This window comes from uncultured Chitinophaga sp., from assembly GCF_902168175.1.
GTDB lineage: Bacteria > Bacteroidota > Bacteroidia > Chitinophagales > Chitinophagaceae > Chitinophaga.
Map to the genome: position 1 here is coordinate 143,549 of NZ_CABHOU010000021.1, position 21,524 is coordinate 165,072.

The following is a 21,524-nucleotide window of genomic DNA, read 5'->3' on the forward strand; positions in this document are numbered from 1 at the left end:
GGCATAAACTGTGCCGTGCTTGTTTAGCCAGATGGCTAAAATAATTGTAACATTGTAAACAGCTTATATTATGGAAAAAATGATAAAAACAGATTCCGGTATCGCTATTCAACCACTGTACACTACACCTGTACCGATGGAAGAAATGCCCGGCAGTTTCCCTTTTACCCGGGGTGTACATGCCAGCATGTACCGTGATAAACTCTGGACGATGCGCCAATACGCGGGCTTTAGCACCGCTGAAGAAAGCAACCGCCGTTATCATTACCTGTTAAGTCAGGGCGTAATGGGCCTAAGTGTGGCATTCGACCTGCCCACACAAATCGGGTACGACAGCGATCATGCCATGGCAGAGGGAGAAGTAGGAAAGGTAGGCGTGGCCATCGATTCGCTGGAAGATATGGAAATACTGTTCCAGGGCATTTCGCTCGAAAACATTTCCACCTCTATGACGATTAACGCCACGGGCTTCATACTGCTGGCGTTGTACATAGCCCTGGCCAAACGGCAGGGCGCCGATATCAAAAAGATATCGGGCACTATTCAGAATGACATCTTAAAGGAATATGCAGCCAGGGGAACGTTCATTTACCCCCCCAAACCCTCCATGCGCCTGATCACCGACATCTTCGACTTCTGTAGCCGCGAAGTGCCGAAATGGAATACGATTTCCATATCCGGCTATCACATACGCGAAGCCGGGGCCAATGCCGTGCAGGAACTCGCTTTTACGCTGGCCAATGGTAAGGCTTACCTGAAAGCGGCACAGGAAAAGGGACTCGACATCAACGTATTCGCAAAACGTCTTTCCTTCTTTTTTAACGCACACAATCACCTTTTTGAAGAAGTGGCCAAGTTCCGCGCCGCCCGTCGCATGTGGGCGCACATTACAAAAGAGCTGGGCGCCACCGATCCGAAGGCACAAATGTTACGTTTCCACACACAAACAGGCGGCAGCACGTTAACAGCGCAGCAGCCGCACAATAATATCGTACGGGTAGCCATACAAACGATGGCCGCCACCTTAGGAGGCACACAATCGCTGCACACCAATGGGTACGATGAAGCATTGTCGCTACCCACAGAAGCCGCCGCCCGTATAGCGTTACGTACGCAACAGATCGTGGGCTTTGAAAGTGGGGTGGCCGATACGGTGGACCCGCTGGCAGGATCGTTTTACGTAGAGGCGCTGACCAACGAAGTAGAACAAAAGGCACAACAATTGATAGATAAGATAGATGCGATGGGAGGTGCGGTGAGCGCTATTGAACAGGGATTTATACAGGACGAGATAGCCCGTAGCGCCTACACTTACCAGAAGCAGATAGAAAACGGAGAAAAAGTGATCGTGGGTGTTAACAAATTCACCGTACAGCAGGAAGAAGCACCGGAAGTGTTTCGGGTAGACGACAGCATTCGCCGCATACAGTCCGAAAAACTGGCCTCGCTGCGCCAGCGCCGCGACAATGACAAGGCGCAACAGCTGCTGGCCCGGATAGAAGCCACCGCTAAAACGACCGAAAACCTGATGCCGCTGGTGATAGAAGCGGTAGAACATTATTGCACACTTGGCGAAATTTCAGATACCCTTCGTAAAGTATGGGGCGAATACCGCTAAAAAAATAACCAGTCCATCTACTAAAAACGGATTGCAACAATTAACTTCGCCGGTCATGACCATAGGTCTTTCGGCCTTAGGCTTCAGTAAACCGGAACAAGCAACATGAGCCGTATTTTTTACCAACACTGTCCCTTATGCGGGTCCGACAAAGTTAACCAGGCGTTGAGCGCCAAGGATTACACCGTGTCGAAATCCGATTTCGAAATATGGCATTGTGCGCACTGCACCGGCCGTTTTACGCAGCATGTACCCGATGGCGCCAACATTGGTGCGTATTACAAGTCGGAAGAATATATTTCCCATTCAGAAACCAAAGAAGGTATTGTAAACCGCCTGTACCACAGCGCGCGTAAGATTACGCTCCGTTCCAAACAGAACTGGGTAAAATCGGCCGTAAAGCTCAAGGAAGGCAGTTTGCTGGACATAGGGGCCGGCACCGGTGCGTTTGCGCATTATATGCAGCAAACAGGCTGGAAGGTAACCTGCCTGGAACCCGATGCGGACGCGCGGGCCAATGCCGAAGCGTTGTACAAGCTCAACGCTTTGCCGTCCGACGAGCTTTTTACATTACAAGCGCAACAATTTGATGTGGTAACCATGTGGCATGTGCTGGAACATGTACACAACCTGCACGGTTATCTCGAACAGATCAAACGCGTACTTAAACCAGGCGGCGCCCTGCTCATCGCTGTGCCGAACTATACCTCCAAAGATGCGCAGCATTATGGCGAGTATTGGGCAGCGTATGACGTTCCGCGTCACCTTTACCACTTCTCCCCTGCCTCTATGCAAAATATGTTGCAGGCGCATGGCATCAGCATCGTAAAAAAGCATCCGATGGTATTTGATGCGTTTTATGTGAGTTTGTTAAGTGAGAAATACAAGAACGGAGGTAGCGGTCTAATTGGCGGGTTCTGGAATGGTTTCCGGTCGTACAGTAAGGCAATGCGGAATGTAGATGTGTGTAGTTCGATCGTGTATGAATGTAAGTTTTCTTAAGATATGGAAGGGCTGGTGACGAACCGGCCCTTTTGCTTTTAGTGCGCTTGCTGTTGGGGCAGGCTTTTCATTGAGGCAGATAGCGTGGTGCGGTGAATGATAGACGGTGTACACACCGAACTACTTAGCCAGGATCAGCTGCGTTTTTGCTCCCCGGGCATCCTATATCCTTCATCAATAAAAAAGGCCGGTGTATACACCGACCTTTCCGTTCACAAATATATATCTTACACTAAGCTCTTTTCTGCACGGGCTTCACCGCCGCTTTCTTCGGATGCACCAGCTTCATCTCATCCACCAGGTTTTTGGCCCCGGCAAACTTATCAACGATAAACAGTACATATCGAATATCGACCATAATGTTGCGGCAAATGGACGCATCGTAGTTAATATCGCTCATCGTACCTTCCCAGGTGCGGTCGAAATTAAGGCCCACGAGGTTGCCATAAGCATCCAGTACAGGACTCCCGGAGTTACCGCCAGTAGTATGATTAGAGGCGATGAAACATACGGGCATCTTACCATTTACGCCATATTGACCATAGTCTTTTTGTGCGTACAGCGACCGTAACTTCTCCGGTACATCAAACTCATAATCCCCTGGTTTATACTTTTCCATAACACCGTCGAGTGTGGTGGAGTAGTCGTAGGTTTTAGCATCGGCAGGTTTGTAGCCGCTTACTTTGCCGTATGTGATGCGCAGCGTGCTGTTGGCATCGGGATAAAAACGTTTGTTGTCCATCACTTCCATCTGCGCCTGCATGTATACGCGCTGTAACCTCATAATATCATTGTTAATGGCTACTGCCGGGTTGTTCACGTTCTGGATAAAGCCATTGCGTAAGGCAATACCGAAGCGCGTTACGGGGTCTTTGAATAACGCGGTGTTGAGGTCGCGGTAAGGCTGATTCAGGAAGGCTTTTAATTTATCGTAGGTGATAAGGGCGGAGTTGCTGTAGTATTTATCAGCAGTAACTTTACCACTTTTGTTCGTTTCCATCCATATCTGTACGGCCTCTCCGCCAATATAACGTGTGGGCACTTCTTTAAAGTAAATATCGAGCAGGGCTGCCGCTACATCGCGGTCTACCCTGGGACTAAAGTCCTTATAAAAGCTTTCCAGGCTGCCCACCAGTTTGTCGCGTAATGCCGGGTATTGATCTTCTCCTTTTTCGCGCACATCATTCATCAGTGTAATGATCTTATCCGAAACGGAGAGCAGTTCTACATTGCGGGTCAGTTCCGCGTAGTAATCGCGGTTAATGGCAAAAGGCGCATACCCGCGGTACAGCGTATTAAGGGAGTCGAGTACGCCATCGAACTTCGCTTTCAGCGTGGTATTGGCTTCCAGGCGTTTGGTATATTCGCCTTCGTAGGTAACTTTACGTTCTATACCTTTTGTTTGTTGCACGCCCTGCATCTCTCCTATCCATTTCTTCCAGGCATTTGCCGTGCTGGCATACTTGGCGGCATACTGTATTTTGATCTTCTCATCCTGGCGCATAAAACCGTCGATAATTTTCAGCGAAGCATCACGCATGCTCACTTTGGCGGGGTCCTGCCCTTCTACGGTCAGCTTTACCGCTTCGGAGGGCAGGTATTGCTGCGTACGACCCGGGAAACCGAACACCATCGTAAAATCGTTTTCAGCGATGCCGTCCAGCGATACCGGCAGAAAGTGTTTGGGCCTTAAAGGCACGTTATCCTTAGAATATTCGGCCGGACGATTATCCTTACCAGCATAGATGCGAAACAGCGAGAAATCGCCTGTATGACGCGGCCATATCCAGTTATCCGTATCAGATCCGAACTTACCTATCGAAGATGGTGGTGTACCTACCAGGCGAATGTCTTTATATGTTTCCGTAATAAACAGGTAGAACTGGTTGCCCTCAAAGAAAGGTTTGATCAGCGCTTCCTGGAATTGCTCCTTTTTAGCGTTGTCTTTGATCTTCGCGATATTGGCATCTATCAGCTTCTGCCTGTCTTTCTCCGGGGTGCTGCGGTTAATGCCCTGCATGGCCTGGAGCGTTACGTCCTCAATACGTACGATGAAAGTGACGAAGAGGCCTTTATTGGGCAGCTCTTCTTCCCTGCTTTTGGCCCAAAAGCCATTATCAAGATAATTATGCTCAACCGACGAATGGCTTTGAACAGACGCATAACCGCAGTGGTGGTTGGTAAGCAACAAACTTTGGGAAGAGATAAGTTCCGCCGTGCAGAAGCCTCCGAGGCTAACAATAGCATCTTTTAAACTGCCTTTGTTTACGTTGTAGATGTCCGCCGCACTGATCTTCATCCCCATCCCCTTCATTTCTTTTTCATTCATGTTGGAGAGGAGATGTGGTAGCCACATACCTTCGGTGGCCATGGCGCGGGACTGTATCAAAATGAACAAGGCCGGAAGCATTGCACACTTTATCATTCGTTGCAACATACGTGTTGATGTTTGGTGTAAAAAGAGCAATTTAAAGAAAAAAAACAGCCGGGCAACAAATGCTGCCCGGCTGTTTATATAATCTGTTAGTAAGTATTACAGGTGAATTGCTTCGCCGTAAGCTACTTCGATCGCATCTTTCACAGCTTCGCTCATGGTTGGATGCGGCATAATGGCATCCAGGGCCTCGATGTAAGTAGTTTCCAGTTTACGTGCAGTAACAGTTTGAGCAATGATCTCGGTAACATTAGCACCGATCATGTGTGTACCTAACCACTCGCCGTATTTAGCGTCGAAGATCACTTTTACGAAACCTTCAGTAGCGCCTGCGGCGGTAGCTTTACCAGAAGCAGAGAAGGGGAATTTACCCACTTTCACTTCGTAACCTGCTTCTTTAGCCGCTTTCTCGGTATAACCTACAGAAGCGATTTCAGGAGAGCAGTAAGTACAGCCAGGGATGTTGTTATAGTCAACCGGCTCTGGTTTGTGATGGAATTTCTTCTCATTGTACGCGATAGCTTCCACACAAACGATCGCTTCTTTCATTGCCACGTGCGCCAGTGCCTGACCAGGAACGATATCGCCGATAGCGAATACGCCGTTAACGTTGGTTGCGTAGTATTTATCAACCAGCACCCGTCCTTTGTCGGTTTTAACACCTACAGTTTCGAGTCCGATGTTTTCGATATTAGCGCTAACACCTACTGCGCTCAGTACGATGTCTGCTTCGAGGGTGATTTCGCCGGTAGCCGTTTTTACTTTCGCTTTAACGCCTGCACCAGATGTATCAACCGCTTCTACAGAAGCATTGGTCATTATTTCAATGCCTTTCTTCTTGTAGATCTTTTCCAGTTCTTTAGAGATGTCTTCGTCTTCTACCGGAACGATGCGCGGCATGAACTCAACGATGGTCACTTTAGTGCCAATGCTGTGGTAGAAGTAGGCAAACTCAACACCGATAGCGCCGGAACCAACAACGATCATGGATTTAGGCTGCTGAGGCAGTACCATGGCTTCGCGGTAACCGATCACTTTTTTGCCGTCCATTTTCAGGTTAGGCAGTTCGCGGGCGCGGCCGCCGGTGGCGAGGATGATATATTTAGCATCGTGTACAGTAGCTTTACCGTCTTTATCGGTCACTTCTACCTGGGTTTTGCTTTTCAGCTTACCATTACCAGAAAGTACATCGATCTTGTTTTTCTTCATGAGGTACTGCACGCCTTTGCTCATCTTATCGGCAGAACCGCGGCTGCGTTTAACAATCGCTGCAAAGTCCGTTTCAGCGCTGCTTACGGAGATACCGTAATCTTTGGCGTGCTGAATATATTCAAATACCTGTGCCGATTTCAACAACGCTTTTGTGGGAATACAACCCCAGTTCAAACAGATGCCTCCCAGGCTTTCCCTCTCCACCACAGCTGTTTTAAGTCCCAGCTGCGAAGCACGGATAGCGGCCACATAGCCGCCAGGGCCACTTCCAATTACGATTACGTCGTATGCCATATTGTTGGATTTTTAATTAAACTTGCCAAAGGTAGTGAAAAATGCGGAAGTTATATGCATACGTTTCCATAGGGCTACAGGCCTGATTTCAAGAGCCTTCCGGGCACTAAAAAGCCCATTGATCTAAACGTATTCAGATCAATGGGCTTTGTTCTTTTGCTTATGCGAAAAGCTCTTTATTAGCGGAGGTCTACAACCTCTACACCGGGGTATTTTTTAGCGTCAAATGTAAACGTAGCTTCATTCACACTGGCGTTTGGCGTAAAGTTGGTGATCTCGTAAGTTACTTTATTACCGTTTCTTTCGAACATCTTCATCCGTGCAATTGTCTGGTTCTTTTTGTCGATAGATACCAGCACCTTGAACATAGATTTAGACTTGTCTGTAGGAGTAAGTTCGATGTTCTGGAGTACTTTACCCTTCTCTGTAGTTTCAGCATCCAGGCGGTACAGGTAATCTTTATCATAGAAATTGGTGAACAGTTTGGCCGGCGTCATCGTGCCCGCGCTCTGGTCAACAGTATTGATAGTTACCTCGTTAGCATCTTTGGTGTACGTCCAGGAGGTTTTGTTATCACTGATAATTTCCTGACCGTCCAGTGCTACTTTGTATTTAGCGCCTTTCAGATAAACAGTACCTTTTTTAGTATCAGATACATTGTTATTCGAACCTTCTATCTTAAGTATGAAATTAGCCACTACAGAAGTAAGTGATTTGAATTTCTTGCTCACTCCGTCGAGTACCGCCTTCGCCTTAGGGTCGTTTTGACCACCCTTTGACTGAGCTGTGCCTACAGATACCATTCCACACAAAAGAGCGCCTATAAGTATCGATTTCTTCATCATCTTGAATTTTAATAACAGTTATTAGGTTTTAAGGTATAAGACAAATGTTGTGCCTGATAGGTTTAATGGAATGCAAAAATCGCTTTTTCGGCCAAAAGAAGAAATGAGCAGACGCAATATGCGGAATTATAACAAATCATTAAGAATTTCCTCGAGGTCGCTTTCGGTCTTCACGTTCACCTCCCTGGCCTTGCTACCCAGGTTGGGGCCTACTATGCCCGCGGCTTCCAGCTGGTCCATAAGGCGTCCGGCCCTGTTATAGCCCAGTTTCATGCGTCGCTGGAGCAAGGAAGTGGATCCCTGCTGATTTTGAACGATTACCCTGGCCGCCTCTTCGAACAGCGGATCGCGATCGGCCAGGCTGAAGTCCTTGCCTTCCATATCCTTTTCATCCACATACTCGGGCAAAAGGAAGGCATCGGGGTAACCGCGCTGTTCACCAATGAATTCTACTACTTTTTCCACTTCGGGTGTATCTACGAAGGCACACTGCAAACGCACCAGTTCCCCGTTAAAGCTGATCAGCATGTCGCCCTGCCCTATCAGCTGCTCGGCACCGCCGATGTCCAGGATAGTGCGGCTATCCACTTTTGAGGATACTTTAAACGCTATACGGGCGGGGAAGTTCGCCTTAATGGTACCGGTAATAATGTTTACGGATGGGCGCTGGGTGGCAATGATCAGGTGAATACCCACTGCACGGGCCAACTGGGCCAAACGTGCGATAGGCATTTCCACCTCCTTGCCTGCTGTCATGATAAGGTCAGCGAACTCGTCGACCACCAGCACGATAAATGGCAGGTAACGGTGACCTTTTAGCGGGTTAAGCTTACGGGCGGTGAATTTACCATTGTACTCGCGGATGTTACGTGTACCGGCCTCTTTCAGCAGGTCATAACGCACGTCCATCTCAATACAGAGGGCGTTAAGAGTATGAATTACTTTCTTAGTATCAGTGATAATTGCATCTTCCTCACCCGGCAATTTGGCCAAAAAGTGCTTTTCGATGAGTTTATATAGCGAAAGCTCTACCTTTTTAGGATCAACCAATACAAATTTAAGTTGAGAAGGATGCTTTTTATAGAGCAGCGAAACCAGTAGTGTATTGATACCCACTGACTTACCCTGGCCGGTAGCACCTGCCATCAGCAAATGCGGCATCTTGGCCAGATCGGCTATAAAGTTCTCGTTATCGATCTTTTTACCAATGGCAACCGGCAGGTCCATGTTACTGTTCATGAACTTTTCCGACGCCAGCATATTTCGCAGCGATACAATACTTTTCTTCACGTTCGGCACTTCAATACCGATGGTGCCTTTGCCCGGAATAGGTGCAATAATACGAATACCGAGGGCCGACAGGCTTAGTGCGATATCATCTTCCAGGTTTTTGATACGGGAGATGCGCACACCTGCGGCTGGTACTATTTCGTAAAGCGTCACGGTAGGACCCACCGTAGCGCTGATCTTCTGGATCTGGATATCGTAGTTCTTCAGCGTATCAATGATCTGGTTCTTGTTCTTTTCCAGTTCACCGGTATCCTGCACGATTTTATCAGAACCATGATTTTCCAGCATTTCCAGCGAAGGATACTGGTAGTCACGCAGATCGAGCGTAGGCTCGTAAGGATCTGCTGTAACATGCTCGCGTACCGGCAATGGACCTACATGTACATCTTCATCCGGCAGTGTTTCTTCTACAGGTGCTTTGATCTCAAAAGTAACTTCGGGAACATTGCGGTTCTTACGGTTTGCCGGTTCCTGTGGTATTTCCAGTTCCTCCGGTTTGGTAATTTCCGTCATATCAAATGGCGGCTCATCCTCTTCCAGCGGTTCTTCCACAAGCGGCATTTCCGGCAAAGGAGGGGCAATTGGGGGGATATAGGTGATATGCTCCGCCATCACTCCCGCATCTTCACGTTCTACCAGCTGCAGTCCCTGATCGTAGTCCTCTTCCTGCATAGGCTGAATTACGGTGATGCCATTAGTCCCATCTTCACGCAGGCCGTTTTTACGTAAAGGCACGTCCGCGATCTTATCTTCTTCCGGTTCTACCTCTTCATCAATATGTAAAGTAGCGCCATCCTGCCCGGCCTTAACAGGCTTTACTTTAGGCTTGCGTTCCGGCATTTTAAAGTCGATGTTAAACTTCCAGATTAGCCAGCTTAAACCGGCCACCAGCAGCAAGAGCCCCATACCAGCCTTACCAACAAAACCACTCGTCCATTTGGTAATTGCAGTACCCATAGCGCCGCCCCAGGGAAAAGCTGCTTTCCCGGATACAAAGGCCAGCGCGGTACTGATGAACAGCAGTCCGAATAAAATATACTTGATGTTGCGCCATACGCGGAATACGCGACGGCCAACAATATAGTTTATACCTAAAATGAAAAAGAAGTAGCAAAAAAGGAATGAAGCCAGTCCAAAACCTTTGTAGAAAAACCAATGTGATACGAACGCACCCAGGCGGCCCAGCAGGTTATCTACTTCCACATCATCGCTGAATAGGATGCGGGCAGAATAGCGAAACACCTTGTCCTGGTCTTCTTCCCAGGAAAACAGGTACGAGGTAAAGGCGATAAAACAATAAAGGGAGAGTAAAAGCATTGTAACGCCCAAAACTTTATGGGTGCGTTCATCCTTTACCAGTTCCTTCATCTTCACTTCCGGTTCTTTATCCGGCTTCAGCACATCTGGATCTGGTTTGGCTTGCGGTTTTTTATCTGCTTTTTTCTTTTCGGTTTTCAGTTTGTTTCCTGCCATAATATGGTACCAAAATTAACTATTGCCCGGCATTCGGCGATTTTTTATTTCTGCAGGCCAGTATGCTGTTGTATCCACTTTGTTAATACTTCCAGCACTTCGGGCGATATGGTTTGTTCCAGGCTTGCGTACTCTGCCACAGTGCAGGATTTACATTCCTGGAAAAGATGGTTAAGGCCGGGGAACTCACGTACCGTTACATCCTTATTCCCTCCTGCCCTCAGCAGGCTACTAATGCTTTCGAGGTTTTCCTTTGCACTCACCTGAATATCGCGGCTTCCGTTAATGGCCAATACAGGGCATTTGATTTTCGGAAGATACAATTCCGGTTTAAACCGCAGCAATGATAACATAGACGGTGTAGTACTGCCTGTAATTACCTGAAACGTATATGCAGGCCGTTCAAGGCCTCTGCGATACTGGGCAGGTAGTATATCGTACATCCTGTTGATCATCGGTACCGCCTTTCTTCTTAAACTGTCCACGTTTTTCTCTGAGGCCAGTAATTGCAGATAACGCGTATTTTCTACAGATATTTTCTTCACCAGTGAATCGGGCATGCCGGACGACAAGTTCACGGCATAGTTTTGCTTTGCGCCCAAGGTTACGCCATCAAGCCCAACACCCGCCATAGACACGAGGAATGCGACGGATTTGTTCTCAGCTGCAATCACCTGTATCACAATTCCACCCTCACTATGCCCTAACAAACCAACCCTGGCTTTATCTACATCGGCACGTTGCAACAACCATTCATAACCGGCTGCGGCATCTCTTGCAAAGTCGTATACGTCAGATTTGGCGAAGTTGCCGGTTGATTTGCCTACGCCCCTATCGTCGTAACGTAAAACCGCAATGCCGTTACGGGTAAACTGGTCGGCCAGCACCCAGAATAATTTATGATCAAATATCTCTTCGTTCCTGTTCTGCGGGCCCGATCCGGTTATCAGCAACACTGCCGGAAACTTACCTGCGCCGCGAGGTTTAGTAAAAGTGCCTGCCAGCGTTACCGAATCTTTCGTATTCCTGAATTGCACCTCTTCTATCTCATAATCGAACGGCGGTTTAGGCTCCTGTGGCCGCTTCGCCACCATATCCTCCTTATCCAGTTTTTTGCGTGAAAAGTTAAGCGGCAATTGCTGACCACCTTGTAAAAAGTAGCCTTCAAACTCAGCTGAATCTTGTTTCCACACACCGAAATAGCGGAGCGAAAGTGATTTAACAACGAAAGAAAGTGTATCTCCCTTAATACTTACCGTATCCATCCTAAACTCCTGCGCTGTTTGGTCAGGCGATTTAAAAACACCGTGCAGGTCGCCGGCATTATCCTTAATAACCAGCACGGCGCGGGCCTTCATAAAAACGCCATACCAGTCGCCTGTAATATCACGCTGTTGCGCACTTGCACCAACAGAAACCGCACAAAAAATCAATATAAAAAGAGAGAAACGGGTAAAATGCATATCAACTACTTTTTGATGAATGCCAGCAACATACAAATCCAGCCGGCAATAAAGAACAAACCACCGAATGGAGTAATGATGCCAAACTTGCTCATACCAACGGTTTCAGTTGCTTTAAAAATGGTAAGCAGGTATAATGATCCGGAGAAAAGCAGTATACCTAACAGGAAACATCTGCCAGCCCAGGTCATTAGCGGGCCGGGAAAGTTAGCGTACAGGATGCCGATAGCCAGCAAACCAAATACATGGTAAAACTGGTAGGTAACGCCAGTCTGGAAGGTACTCACTGTTTCCGGAGGTACCAGTTCTTTAAGTTTATGTGCGCCAAATGCGCCGAAAGCCACAGCCAATGCGCCTAACAATGCGCCCCAAACGAGAAAAGTCTTATGCATCTTTCAAATGTTTTTCAAATGTTTCCAGTGTTATATCATCACTCACAATTATCACCTTGGCCTGCTCATATACCGGTTCACGCGCCATTAGTTTCTTTTCTACAAATGCCGTCAGTTCCTCATCAGACAAGTCTTTTAACAACGGCCGTTTGCCGCGTTTACGTTTCAATCTGTCTACCATCACATCAACAGAAGGGTTTAGCCAGATGGTAGTGCCTGAATCGTTCATGAACCCGATGTTATCGTGAAAACATGGGGTGCCGCCGCCGCAGGAGATCACAAACTTCTCCTGTTCTTTCACCAGTTCGCGCAATGTATCTTTCTCCATCTGCCTGAAGCTATCTTCGCCTTTGGCCGCAAATATATCGCTTACCGACATCCCTTCGCGCTCCGTCACCACCTCGTCCAGGTCGAAAAAGGGCAATTGCAGGTGTTCGGCAAGTTGCTTTCCCCAGTATGTTTTACCGGCTCCCATGAAGCCTAACAGAAATACTCTCAAGTTGAATAGTTTTATGGAGTTGTCCAATGACATATATCATTCCACCACCCATGCAAGGCACATTTCGCCGTCCATGAGGTAGTGCAAATATAAGCGTGTGTTTTTATCCGGTTTAAGAAAATCGCAGGTCAGCATTCCCGCCGGCATAAAAGGAAACGGCTGCAACTGCATATGTTCCCTGAAATCGACACTTCCCAACCCGTACCATTTGTATACCGCCTCCTTTACCGACCAGCAAACCGATTTGTGCAGCAAAGACCTTACCGGGTCAATAAACGCCAGTTCCTGCGGCCCGAGGAACTTATGTGATATCTTTTCGATTTTCGGCTGGGCCAGCTCAATATCAATCCCTACAGCCGCTTTACGGCTTACAATCGCCGCTGCATAGTCGCCGCAATGGGAAATCGAGAAATGATAGCTGTGATCCGGAAGGTAGGGCTTACGACTTTCCATGACGCGGATATCGTTTACCGGCAAATCCGGGAACAGTTCCAGCAACAGGTAGCGGCCCGCAAAATGCTGTAAACGTTTGTGCGGGTGATGAATTTCGGGTTCTATCGCTACTTTCGAGCGGAAAAAGGCCTCTTGTTCACCAATTTTCCACACGCCCAGCTTTGTATCCTCATCAATTTGTATGGTACGTATTATTGGCATATCTTGCCCCATTAATTAAGTGATCAAAAGTAATAGAATTAATATTAACCCGATCACCTAAAACTAACCAAAACAACGTTCCAGTATGATCTTGTCGGATAAGCGTATCCTCGAGGAAATTGAAAAGGGCACGATAGTAATATCACCTTATGACCGAAAATACCTCGGTACTAATTCTTATGACGTGCACCTGGGTAAATACCTGGCCACGTATAGGAACAGGGTACTGGATGCCCGTGAACACAACGAAATCGACCATTTCGAGATACCTGCAGATGGTTTTGTATTGCAGCCAAACACACTTTATTTAGGCGTTACGGCCGAATATACCGAAACCCACGCCCACGTGCCTTTCCTCGAAGGAAAAAGCAGTACGGGCAGGCTCGGTATCGACATTCACGCAACTGCGGGCAAAGGCGATGTAGGATTTTGCAATACCTGGACGCTGGAAATATCCTGCGCGCAACCGGTACGTATCTATGCGGGAATGCCTATTGGCCAGCTGATCTACTTCGCAGTGGAAGGCGACATCGAAACCTTTTATAACAAGAAAGGGAATGCCAAGTATAATGGCCGTACGGAGAAACCAGTGGAAAGTATGATGTGGAAGAACGTATTCTAACCGTTCGCTCATTTTAAAATATAAAGGAGAAAGGTTGTACGCCTTTCTCCTTTTTTATGCGATTCAATTACAATATACCTTCAGGGCTCTTTTCCGCCAGCAGCTGATCTACGAGCCGGTTAAAGTTCTGCTGGAACTCCTCGTAATGTACCCCGGTGCCAGGGCCGTTAAAACCAGTATGCACTTCTCTTACTTTACCTGTTTTATCTAAAAAGATAGTCGTCGGAAATCCTTTGACAGGCGTAAGCTGTGGGAGCGTTTTTTCGGTACGCTCCTTATCAGAAGGTGTTACGCCGGTAAGCAACACCGGATATTCCAGGTTAAAACGTTTAATAAAGCTCAATGCACCCCTTCGCGATCTCTCCTCATCGGTAGTGCGTTCGTACGCCAGCGCAACGATCTCCACACCACGATCTTTGTTTTTCCGATACCATTCGCTGAGGTAAGCCGTTTCGTCCATACAGTTGGGGCACCAGGAGCCGGCCAGTTGTACGATCACCACTTTTCCTTTAAACCGGTCGTCGCGGATGGACACCTGGTTACCATTAATATCCGGGAAGCGGAAGTCGAGCCGGGTGGAGTCGGGTTTTACGGTGGTAAGTGATCTTTCGTCGGGCAACGCCGCTCTGTCGTCCTTACGTGCCGTCCAGATTTCCCTGCCAGATATGCCTGCATAGAAAATACCATTGGAGATCGTAGAATCGTTTTCCACTTTGGCGGTGAGCAGGTAGGCGTGTGAGCCATCAAAAGTGGAGAGTTTAAGGGTATCGCCGGCAATAACACCTTCCAGGAAACGGTAATCGCCGGTGCTGGTAAGGAAAGTACCAGTTACGCGGCTTCCCTGCTGCGAAAATTCACCGATGGCGAAGGAGCTGTCCCTGCCTTCCGGCGAAGTAAAATAGGCAGGCCAGCGGCCGCTGATATTGAGCTGTGATGAGGCAGGAGCGCTAAAACGTTCCCGTTTACCCGGCTCGGCGCTGAATTCAATGGCTACGTCCTCTTTAGCGAGATGTCTGATCCACTGGCCTTTAAGGCTGCCGTCAGGTTGCAGGGCGGTTTTAAATTCAGAATCGAAAAATGGCATCCTGATAAATACCGAATCGCCCTCCTGGCGGATACTGTCGACCAGCAAACGCTCTTTCGCGTTTATTATATGGAGGACCTTTTTTTCCGCGCTATCTGTTACTTCAAAGTTGAATACGATGTTTGCCCCGTCTGCCCTGTGAAGACGGGCTTGCCAGGCCCCATTCTGTAATGCCGGTGCTGATGATTTACAAGACCAAAGGCCTGCGGTTAGCACGGCCAGCGAAAGTATCTTTTTCATTTAGCAAAAGTAGGTGAAAACAGCGACATACTCTACCGAACGTATAGACTGATGTAATGTCACGGTGCAGTCAAAAAATACGCTTGCGACATCTATACACCGCAGATGGCAAAGTGAGAAACATGGAATTAAAAAACGGGGTAGATTTGGTCATTGTTTGAATTAACCCGGAGAAATGAATCTTGACAGATATGAATTTCAGGCTGGATACAATTACCACGTTTTTACCTTTAAAAGCACAGGTCCGAATGGAGTTGTGCCCAAAGTAATCACCTATCAGCCAACACAAATTAAGACACCGGATGGACGACAAATTGTAAACATCGCTTTCGGTGACTGGAACAACGACAAAAATGATCTTGATGATTATAGCAGATCAAATAATAGCGACCGGGATAAAGTGCTGGCGACCGTTGCGTCAACAATTATATTGTATTGCGTCAAACATGGAAGTCCGGTAATTATGGCAATGGGCAGCACACCTGCCAGAACCAGGCTATATCAAATGGGGTTAAATATGCACTGGGCGGAGATAAAAAGCATGTTTTGGGTGAAAGGCTGGGCGAACGGCAGATGGACAGATTTTAGACCCGGTGTTAACTTTGAAGCGTTTTTAGTTATAAGAAAAATTGGTTAAATTAGTTATGAACATGGAGGTAACAATGCGTTCGAATAGAAAGGAAAAGTTGATAAAAAGCCTGATGCAGGAAAATGTTCCTATTAATGCGGCTATGCCTGATTACAGACTATATCCATACTTTGTCAAAAAGCATCGGGATGCAGGAGCGTTCCTGAAAAAAGTTGGTGTACCAGAAATGACGTCACCTGCTAATCCAAACTAAAGAAAAGATAGATTGATGCGCAAACTAAGTTGATATAAAAAAACCGCCCCGGAACTCCGGAGCGGTCAATACGTTATTATTAGGCAGGGCCTGCTGTTTATTTCACAACTACAAAACTCTCTTTAATCTTTTCCAGCAGCTTGCTTTCGATCATTTGTTGAGCCAGTTGGATCATATTTTTAAAGGCCGGGCCTTCAGATATTCCGTGACCTATAATTACCGGTTCGGAAACACCAAGAACGGGAGTACCGCCATAGCGTTCAAAGTCGAACTTATCAAAGTAATCATCTTTAATGTTCCTCGAATTGGCAATCCCATGAAAGGATTCTGCCAGTTTGAGTACCACGTTACCGGTAAAGCCGTCGCAAACTACCACATCTGCCTTTCGTGTGAACAAATCTCTTCCTTCGATATTACCAACGAAGTCAACCAGATCGTTCTCTTTCAGCAACGGATAAGTGGCCTGCGCCAACAGATTCCCTTTTCCTTCTTCTTCTCCTACGTTCAACAGGCCTACTTTAGGCGAATCTACTTTCAGGATGTGTTTAGAGTAAAGAGAGCCGAGAATGGCGAACTGCACCAGGTTTTCCGGCTTACAGTCGGCGTTGATGCCTACATCCAGCAACAATCCATAAGTTCCGTCTTGACGCGGCAATATGGTAGAGATAGTTGGACGCAGGATACCTTCGATCGTCTTAATAGAATAAAAAGTACCCACCATCATTGCTCCGGTATTACCCGCGCTGATGAAAGCGTTTATCTTTTTGTTCTGAAGGAGATGGAAGCCGATAGCGATGGAAGAATGCTGCTTTTCCTTAAGCGCTCTGGTAGGATGTTCATTCATCCCAATGACCTGGGATGAATGAACAACTGAATATCGTGATTGGTCCAGACCCGCATCGGTCAATAATGGCAACAAGACTTGCTCGTCCCCTATTAAAACCAGGTGCGCATCTGAGGCAACGTTCTCTAAAAATAATTTTACTCCTTTTACTGCTTCAACGGGGGCAAAGTCGCCTCCCATCATGTCAAGCCCGATTCTCATGCAACTATAATTTGTCTGTTAGCTCGGGTGTAAAAATAGTAAAATTTTTTATTTAGTGTTGGCCTGTTTTTCCAGTACAACTTTACCTCTGTAGTACAGTTTATTCTCTACCCAGTGTGCACGGTGCCTCAGGTGAACTTCGCCAGTAGCGCTGTCTGTGCTAAGCGTATCAGCGAAAGCCTTGTAGTGCGTTCTTCTCTTAGCTGATCTTTGCTGGGAGTGTCTGCGTTTCGGATTTGGCATCTTATTTAATTTTTAAATTTGTCCTTGTTTAATTAATTGTCTTTAAATTTTTCCAATCCTTTCCAGATCGGGTTTGTCTTATCCTGTTCCTGGGAGTTCATTTTATCAAGCATCTCCAGTACCTTGGGATCGCAACTGCTTTTCCCCTCACTATCAACCGGATGTATACGCTGCATAGGTATACTAAGATTGATGAACTCATAGATCAGGCCTCCCACATTGAAATGAGATTCGGTCTTACTTATATAGGTAACTTCCGGATCTTCATCTACCTGCAACTCTCCGGGTGCTTCTACCAGTTTTACTACCTGGTCGAAATCATCCCACAATTGCATCTCAAAAGGTTGGCCACACCGGTCGCAAGTAACTGTAACAGAACCTCCTACCTCAAACTTCAACATAAAAAAGTTACTTTTCTTATCAAATTGTAACTTCACAGTGGCATTACAGTTCGTAAAATCCTGCGGACCGTAGTTTTCAAAGAAACTATCCGTAATTTGGTACTGAAACGTATGAACTCCGGGCTTCAGTCCTACAAAGGCAATATCGAATTCGCGGAGCTGTTTCATAACAAAATCCTCACTTTAAGAGGGATGCAAAGGTATACAAATATTTGCAAAAGCAAAAATTTCCTAACTTTGTTGATTGTCTAGGAGATTTATATAAAAAAATAAATAAAAATATCAGATATTTACTGTTAGCGAGTTGTGAGAAACCAATAACCTTAGCAATGCTATAAATTTCCTGGTATTTTCTTATGAAATCCTCAAATACCCCCTGTCCCGAAAAACGTATGACGTCAAAAGCGAGAATAGAACGAGTTGAAAAGCGCCGTACCTCCGCCTTAACCCGGGAGGAACTGCCTTCTATTTTTGCGCTCCCCCTTTCCACTTTTCTTAATAACACCAATGCCGGCGTACTGGTATCGGACGAACGCCATCATTTTATTTGGGTAAATGAGGTATTCTCAGCATATTTTGAAAACAGTCCGCTTAACGACCAGCAGTTGAATATTCCATTTTCCACCCTGGTAGAACTCCTGAGCGACCAAACAGTGGAACCGGACCTGTTCAGGGATAAAATGGAAGAATTACGCCTGCGCGAAAAACCGCTTTTTGGCTGGGAGGTAGTATTTAAAACAGGACATATACGGGAAGTGAGTTATGTTCCGGTTTATGACAATGATATATACCGCGGTTGCATCTGGCAGGTAATAGATGTAACCAAACATCGCCAGTGGCAGGAAGAAGTGAAGCGGACAGATGAAAAGTACCGTATTATCCTCGATAACCTGAACGCAGCGGTATGTGAAACCGACCTGGACGGGAACATTACCAAGGTGTACGACAGTTTTCCCCGCCTAACAGGCTATTCGAAGGAGGAAGTGATCGGCAAAAACATTACTGACCTGTTCGTACCAGACGAACGCGACCGTGAAAAAGCGAGGCGGCTGCGCCGGCAACGCATTGAAAAAGATGTTCCTACACTATATGATATTGAAATTGTGCTGAGAGACGGATCCCGGAAATGGGTACTTGCCAGTTCGGGCAACCTCTACGATCGCGATGGTAACACCGTTGGCGGCGTAGGTATACATATGGACATCACAGAGCAAAAAAAGCTACAGAAAGAACTGGAGCGGGCCAAACAGAACGCGGAAGAGGCACAAAAGTCGCAAAAGGAATTTCTGGCCAACATGAGCCATGAAATACGCACACCTTTAAATGCCATCATCGGCATGACCCACCTGTTAGACGAAACAAATCTGAGTGATGGGCAAAAGGAGTATATAAAGATACTGAAACACTCATCTAATATCCTGCACGGCCTCATTACCGATATACTGGACCTCTCGAAAATTGAGGCCGGCAAGCTGGAAGTGAACCCCAGGGAGTTCGACCTCACAAAACTGGTCAATTCCATGAGAGATTCGTTTCAGCATAAACTGGCCCAACGCCCCATTAAATTAACCGTTCAGTTCGATAAAAGACTCAACACGCTGTTAATGGGCGACGATATGATCCTGAACCAGGTGCTGATGAACCTTTTGGGTAATGCTGAAAAGTTTACCCGCGAAGGCGAGATCGCCCTGAAAGTAGAATTAGAAAACGTTCAGGCAAATGTACTTTGGTTGCAGTTTAAGGTATGCGATACAGGTATTGGGATAGAGAAAAACAAACTGGAAGAAGTATTCCAGAACTATAAGCAGGCAGAAAAAGGCATCAGGGAAAAATATGGCGGAACCGGTTTGGGACTAGCCATAGCGAAGCAACTTGTAGAATTACAGGGGGGCAGGATCGGTATTGAAGATGATCCCGTTTATCATACCTGCTTTTGTTTTAACTTGCCGTTTGTTGATACTAGAAAACCGATACGCCCAGGTATGCCTGAGAAGCCGGATAACAAATATGCGAAGATTGATTTTGGCACCTCCAAAGTACTGGTGGTAGAGGATAACCCTATGAACCTCAAGTACATCATCAGCTTACTGGAAAAGTACAAAGTCGATTACCAGCTGGCTACCAATGGGCACGATGCACTATATTTCCTTAATTCGAAACATTTTGACCTGGTACTGATGGATATCCGCATTCCGGGTATGGACGGATTCGAACTCGCGAAAAAGATCCGTGAAGACGAAGATAAACCTAATGTAGCAACGCCGGTAATTGCGACCACTGCTGCCGCAATGCCCAGTACCATCAACCTCGCCCGGTCAATTGGTATTACCGACATACTCACCAAACCTTATACACCTGACCAGTTACTACAGGTGCTTAATAAATATCTGAACGAAGACGAAACTGAACTAATAATGGAAGTACAAAACATCAGCGGCTATGAGTTCCATTCGGGACTGGATGTAAAATACCTCAACACTCTCTATGAAAGCAATATCGGTTATGCCGTAGACCTATTCGAGATATTTGTGCTTAACATAAGGGAGGAAATGAGAAAGCTGGACGTGATCTCGGCCGCTCAGGATTGGGAGCAGTTACGTTTCCAGGTACACAAAATTAAACCTAACTTTTCTATGGTGGGCCTTACCTGGGTAACCGCCAAAATGGAAACACTGGAAGGTTTGCTGCGCCATAACAACGGAATGGATAAACTTCCGGAACTGCTGGACGAGGTAGTGAGTGAAGTAAACACGTTTTTCCCGATAGTAGAGGAAGAACTTCGCAAAATGCAGGACTTTATTAAGGTAAACGAATAAACAGAGGCTTCTCTAAGCCTTCCTGTTGGCCCACGTCTTTCCTTAAGATACTGTTTAAAAAACGTTGCCGGGGTGAAACACTCACCCTTTGGCACGTTTTGCTTTTTAAGCAATGCGCTAAAATCCCTGCAGTATTTCCTTTATATCGTTGTAATAGCTGCCACCAAAAAGCACGAGGTGTACCAGCAGCGGGTAAAGCTGGCATAAGCCTATACGTTGCTGCCAGCCTGGTGCCAGCGGCATAATGGCCTGGTAAGTGTAGTAAAAACGGGTATCAAAGCCGCCAAAAAGTCGGGTCATGGCCATATCCATTTCACGGTGACCATAGTAGACAGCGGGATCGAAAATACAGGCCTTACCGTTAGCCCCTACCATAAAGTTGCCCGACCACAGATCACCATGCAACAATGCTGGCGGCTCCTCGGGGAATAATTCAGGTAATCGTTTACAAAGGCGCTCAATCTGTTCTTTATCAGCCGGTGATAACGATTGCTGGTCATATGCCATGCGCGTAAGCGGCATCAGCCGGTTAAAAGCATAAAACACCGGCCAGCTTTTATAAGGCGTATTATATTGTTTAATAGAACCAATGTAATTGGAATCCTTATACCCGTAAAACGGTTGCGTTTGCTGGTGCAAACGTGCCACAGACCCCGCAAAGTTCTCCCAGAAATCCTGTTGCGCCATCCCTTTGCTAATAAATTCCGTTGCCAGAAAAGCACGACCGGCTACTTCGCCCGTACAAAGAGGTTGCGGTACGGCAATTACTTTTTTATTCCGTAACTCCCGCAAACCATCAAATTCACGGGCAAACATATTAGGATAACGACGGGCATCATTGAGCTTAAGGAACCAGGTACCCTCGTTCGTTTGAATGCGGTAAGTTTCATTTATATCTCCTCCGTGTATCCTTTCTGACTGATTAATCTGTATTTTCACTCTCAGTTGTGCGGATAGTACGGTAGATAATTCTCTTTGTAAAACTTCGTCGATCATGTTTGATAATGACTTGGAGGCCGGTTCCAGGATAAAAAAGAAGATTTTCCAGATAGCAT

At 46.6% G+C, this 21,524-nt stretch carries 19 protein-coding genes; 6 read left to right on the top strand and 13 right to left on the bottom strand.

What is annotated here, in order from left to right:
- Nucleotides 1–70 precede the first annotated feature (70 nt).
- Nucleotides 71–1,618, top strand: coding sequence for a methylmalonyl-CoA mutase (locus QZT80_RS02725; RefSeq protein WP_295117345.1), 1,548 nt, complete (start codon nucleotides 71–73; stop codon nucleotides 1,616–1,618).
- A gap of 105 nt (nucleotides 1,619–1,723) precedes the next feature.
- The gene (locus QZT80_RS02730; protein ID WP_295117346.1) at nucleotides 1,724–2,620 is read left to right on the top strand and encodes a class I SAM-dependent methyltransferase; all 897 of its coding nucleotides are present in this window, start codon (nucleotides 1,724–1,726) and stop codon (nucleotides 2,618–2,620) included.
- 232 nt (nucleotides 2,621–2,852) lie between these two features.
- Here QZT80_RS02730 and QZT80_RS02735 read toward each other — a convergent pair whose 3' ends face one another.
- The 8 genes from QZT80_RS02735 to QZT80_RS02770 all read right to left on the bottom strand — a co-directional run bounded on the left by QZT80_RS02735 (nucleotide 2,853) and on the right by QZT80_RS02770 (nucleotide 13,176).
- Nucleotides 2,853–5,045, bottom strand: a complete 2,193-nt coding sequence (locus tag QZT80_RS02735) for a S46 family peptidase (RefSeq protein WP_295117347.1) — start codon at nucleotides 5,043–5,045, stop codon at nucleotides 2,853–2,855.
- 108 nt (nucleotides 5,046–5,153) lie between these two features.
- Complete coding sequence (gene lpdA / locus QZT80_RS02740) at nucleotides 5,154–6,560, bottom strand: dihydrolipoyl dehydrogenase (protein ID WP_295117348.1); 1,407 nt, start codon at nucleotides 6,558–6,560, stop codon at nucleotides 5,154–5,156.
- 179 nt (nucleotides 6,561–6,739) lie between these two features.
- Nucleotides 6,740–7,405 carry an outer membrane lipoprotein carrier protein LolA gene (locus QZT80_RS02745; protein WP_295117349.1) on the bottom strand — a complete coding sequence of 222 codons (666 nt, stop codon included), beginning with the start codon at nucleotides 7,403–7,405 and terminating at the stop codon, nucleotides 6,740–6,742.
- 126 nt (nucleotides 7,406–7,531) lie between these two features.
- Entirely contained in the window at nucleotides 7,532–10,168 is a 2,637-nt protein-coding gene (locus QZT80_RS02750; protein ID WP_295117350.1) for a DNA translocase FtsK 4TM domain-containing protein, read from the bottom strand.
- A gap of 44 nt (nucleotides 10,169–10,212) precedes the next feature.
- Complete coding sequence (locus QZT80_RS02755; RefSeq protein WP_295117351.1) at nucleotides 10,213–11,631, bottom strand: alpha/beta hydrolase; 1,419 nt, start codon at nucleotides 11,629–11,631, stop codon at nucleotides 10,213–10,215.
- A gap of 5 nt (nucleotides 11,632–11,636) precedes the next feature.
- Nucleotides 11,637–12,023, bottom strand: coding sequence for a DUF423 domain-containing protein (locus QZT80_RS02760; RefSeq protein ID WP_295117352.1), 387 nt, complete (start codon nucleotides 12,021–12,023; stop codon nucleotides 11,637–11,639).
- Entirely contained in the window at nucleotides 12,016–12,522 is a 507-nt protein-coding gene (locus QZT80_RS02765) for a shikimate kinase (RefSeq protein ID WP_295117353.1), read from the bottom strand. The genes QZT80_RS02760 and QZT80_RS02765 overlap by 8 nt, the downstream gene beginning before the upstream one ends.
- 36 nt (nucleotides 12,523–12,558) lie before the next feature.
- Nucleotides 12,559–13,176, bottom strand: a complete 618-nt coding sequence (locus QZT80_RS02770) for a 4'-phosphopantetheinyl transferase superfamily protein (RefSeq protein ID WP_295117354.1) — start codon at nucleotides 13,174–13,176, stop codon at nucleotides 12,559–12,561.
- A gap of 85 nt (nucleotides 13,177–13,261) precedes the next feature.
- On the opposite strand from QZT80_RS02770, the gene dcd reads away from it, so the two are divergent.
- Nucleotides 13,262–13,798 (top strand): dCTP deaminase, encoded by a 537-nt coding sequence (dcd, locus tag QZT80_RS02775; protein WP_295117355.1) that lies wholly within the window; start codon nucleotides 13,262–13,264, stop codon nucleotides 13,796–13,798.
- A 67-nt stretch (nucleotides 13,799–13,865) separates the two neighbouring features.
- On the opposite strand, the gene QZT80_RS02780 is transcribed toward dcd, so the two are convergent.
- On the bottom strand, nucleotides 13,866–15,122 hold the full coding sequence (locus QZT80_RS02780) for a TlpA disulfide reductase family protein (RefSeq protein WP_295117356.1): 1,257 nt from the start codon (nucleotides 15,120–15,122) through the stop codon (nucleotides 13,866–13,868).
- Nucleotides 15,123–15,297: 175 nt separating this feature from the next.
- Between QZT80_RS02780 and QZT80_RS02785 the strand changes: the two genes are divergently transcribed.
- The gene (locus QZT80_RS02785) at nucleotides 15,298–15,759 is read left to right on the top strand and encodes a hypothetical protein (protein WP_295117357.1); all 462 of its coding nucleotides are present in this window, start codon (nucleotides 15,298–15,300) and stop codon (nucleotides 15,757–15,759) included.
- A gap of 13 nt (nucleotides 15,760–15,772) precedes the next feature.
- Complete coding sequence (locus QZT80_RS02790) at nucleotides 15,773–15,964, top strand: hypothetical protein (RefSeq protein WP_295117358.1); 192 nt, start codon at nucleotides 15,773–15,775, stop codon at nucleotides 15,962–15,964.
- A gap of 97 nt (nucleotides 15,965–16,061) precedes the next feature.
- Here the strand turns inward: QZT80_RS02790 and plsX are convergent, their stop codons facing one another.
- From plsX to QZT80_RS02805, 3 genes are read right to left on the bottom strand one after another with little or no spacing between them, the layout of a single operon-like run.
- A complete protein-coding gene (plsX, locus tag QZT80_RS02795; RefSeq protein WP_295117359.1) occupies nucleotides 16,062–17,009 on the bottom strand; it encodes a phosphate acyltransferase PlsX in 948 nt (315 codons plus the stop codon).
- 48 nt (nucleotides 17,010–17,057) lie between these two features.
- Entirely contained in the window at nucleotides 17,058–17,252 is a 195-nt protein-coding gene (rpmF, locus tag QZT80_RS02800) for a 50S ribosomal protein L32 (RefSeq protein ID WP_295117360.1), read from the bottom strand.
- 32 nt (nucleotides 17,253–17,284) lie between these two features.
- On the bottom strand, nucleotides 17,285–17,821 hold the full coding sequence (locus QZT80_RS02805) for a DUF177 domain-containing protein (protein WP_295117361.1): 537 nt from the start codon (nucleotides 17,819–17,821) through the stop codon (nucleotides 17,285–17,287).
- A 224-nt stretch (nucleotides 17,822–18,045) separates the two neighbouring features.
- Here QZT80_RS02805 and QZT80_RS02810 point away from each other — a divergent pair, with 224 nt between their 5' ends.
- Nucleotides 18,046–20,469 carry a PAS domain-containing hybrid sensor histidine kinase/response regulator gene (locus QZT80_RS02810; protein ID WP_295117362.1) on the top strand — a complete coding sequence of 808 codons (2,424 nt, stop codon included), beginning with the start codon at nucleotides 18,046–18,048 and terminating at the stop codon, nucleotides 20,467–20,469.
- Nucleotides 20,470–20,586: 117 nt separating this feature from the next.
- Here the strand turns inward: QZT80_RS02810 and QZT80_RS02815 are convergent, their stop codons facing one another.
- On the bottom strand, nucleotides 20,587–21,465 hold the full coding sequence (locus QZT80_RS02815) for a fructosamine kinase family protein (RefSeq protein WP_295117363.1): 879 nt from the start codon (nucleotides 21,463–21,465) through the stop codon (nucleotides 20,587–20,589).
- Nucleotides 21,466–21,524: the final 59 nt, after the last annotated feature.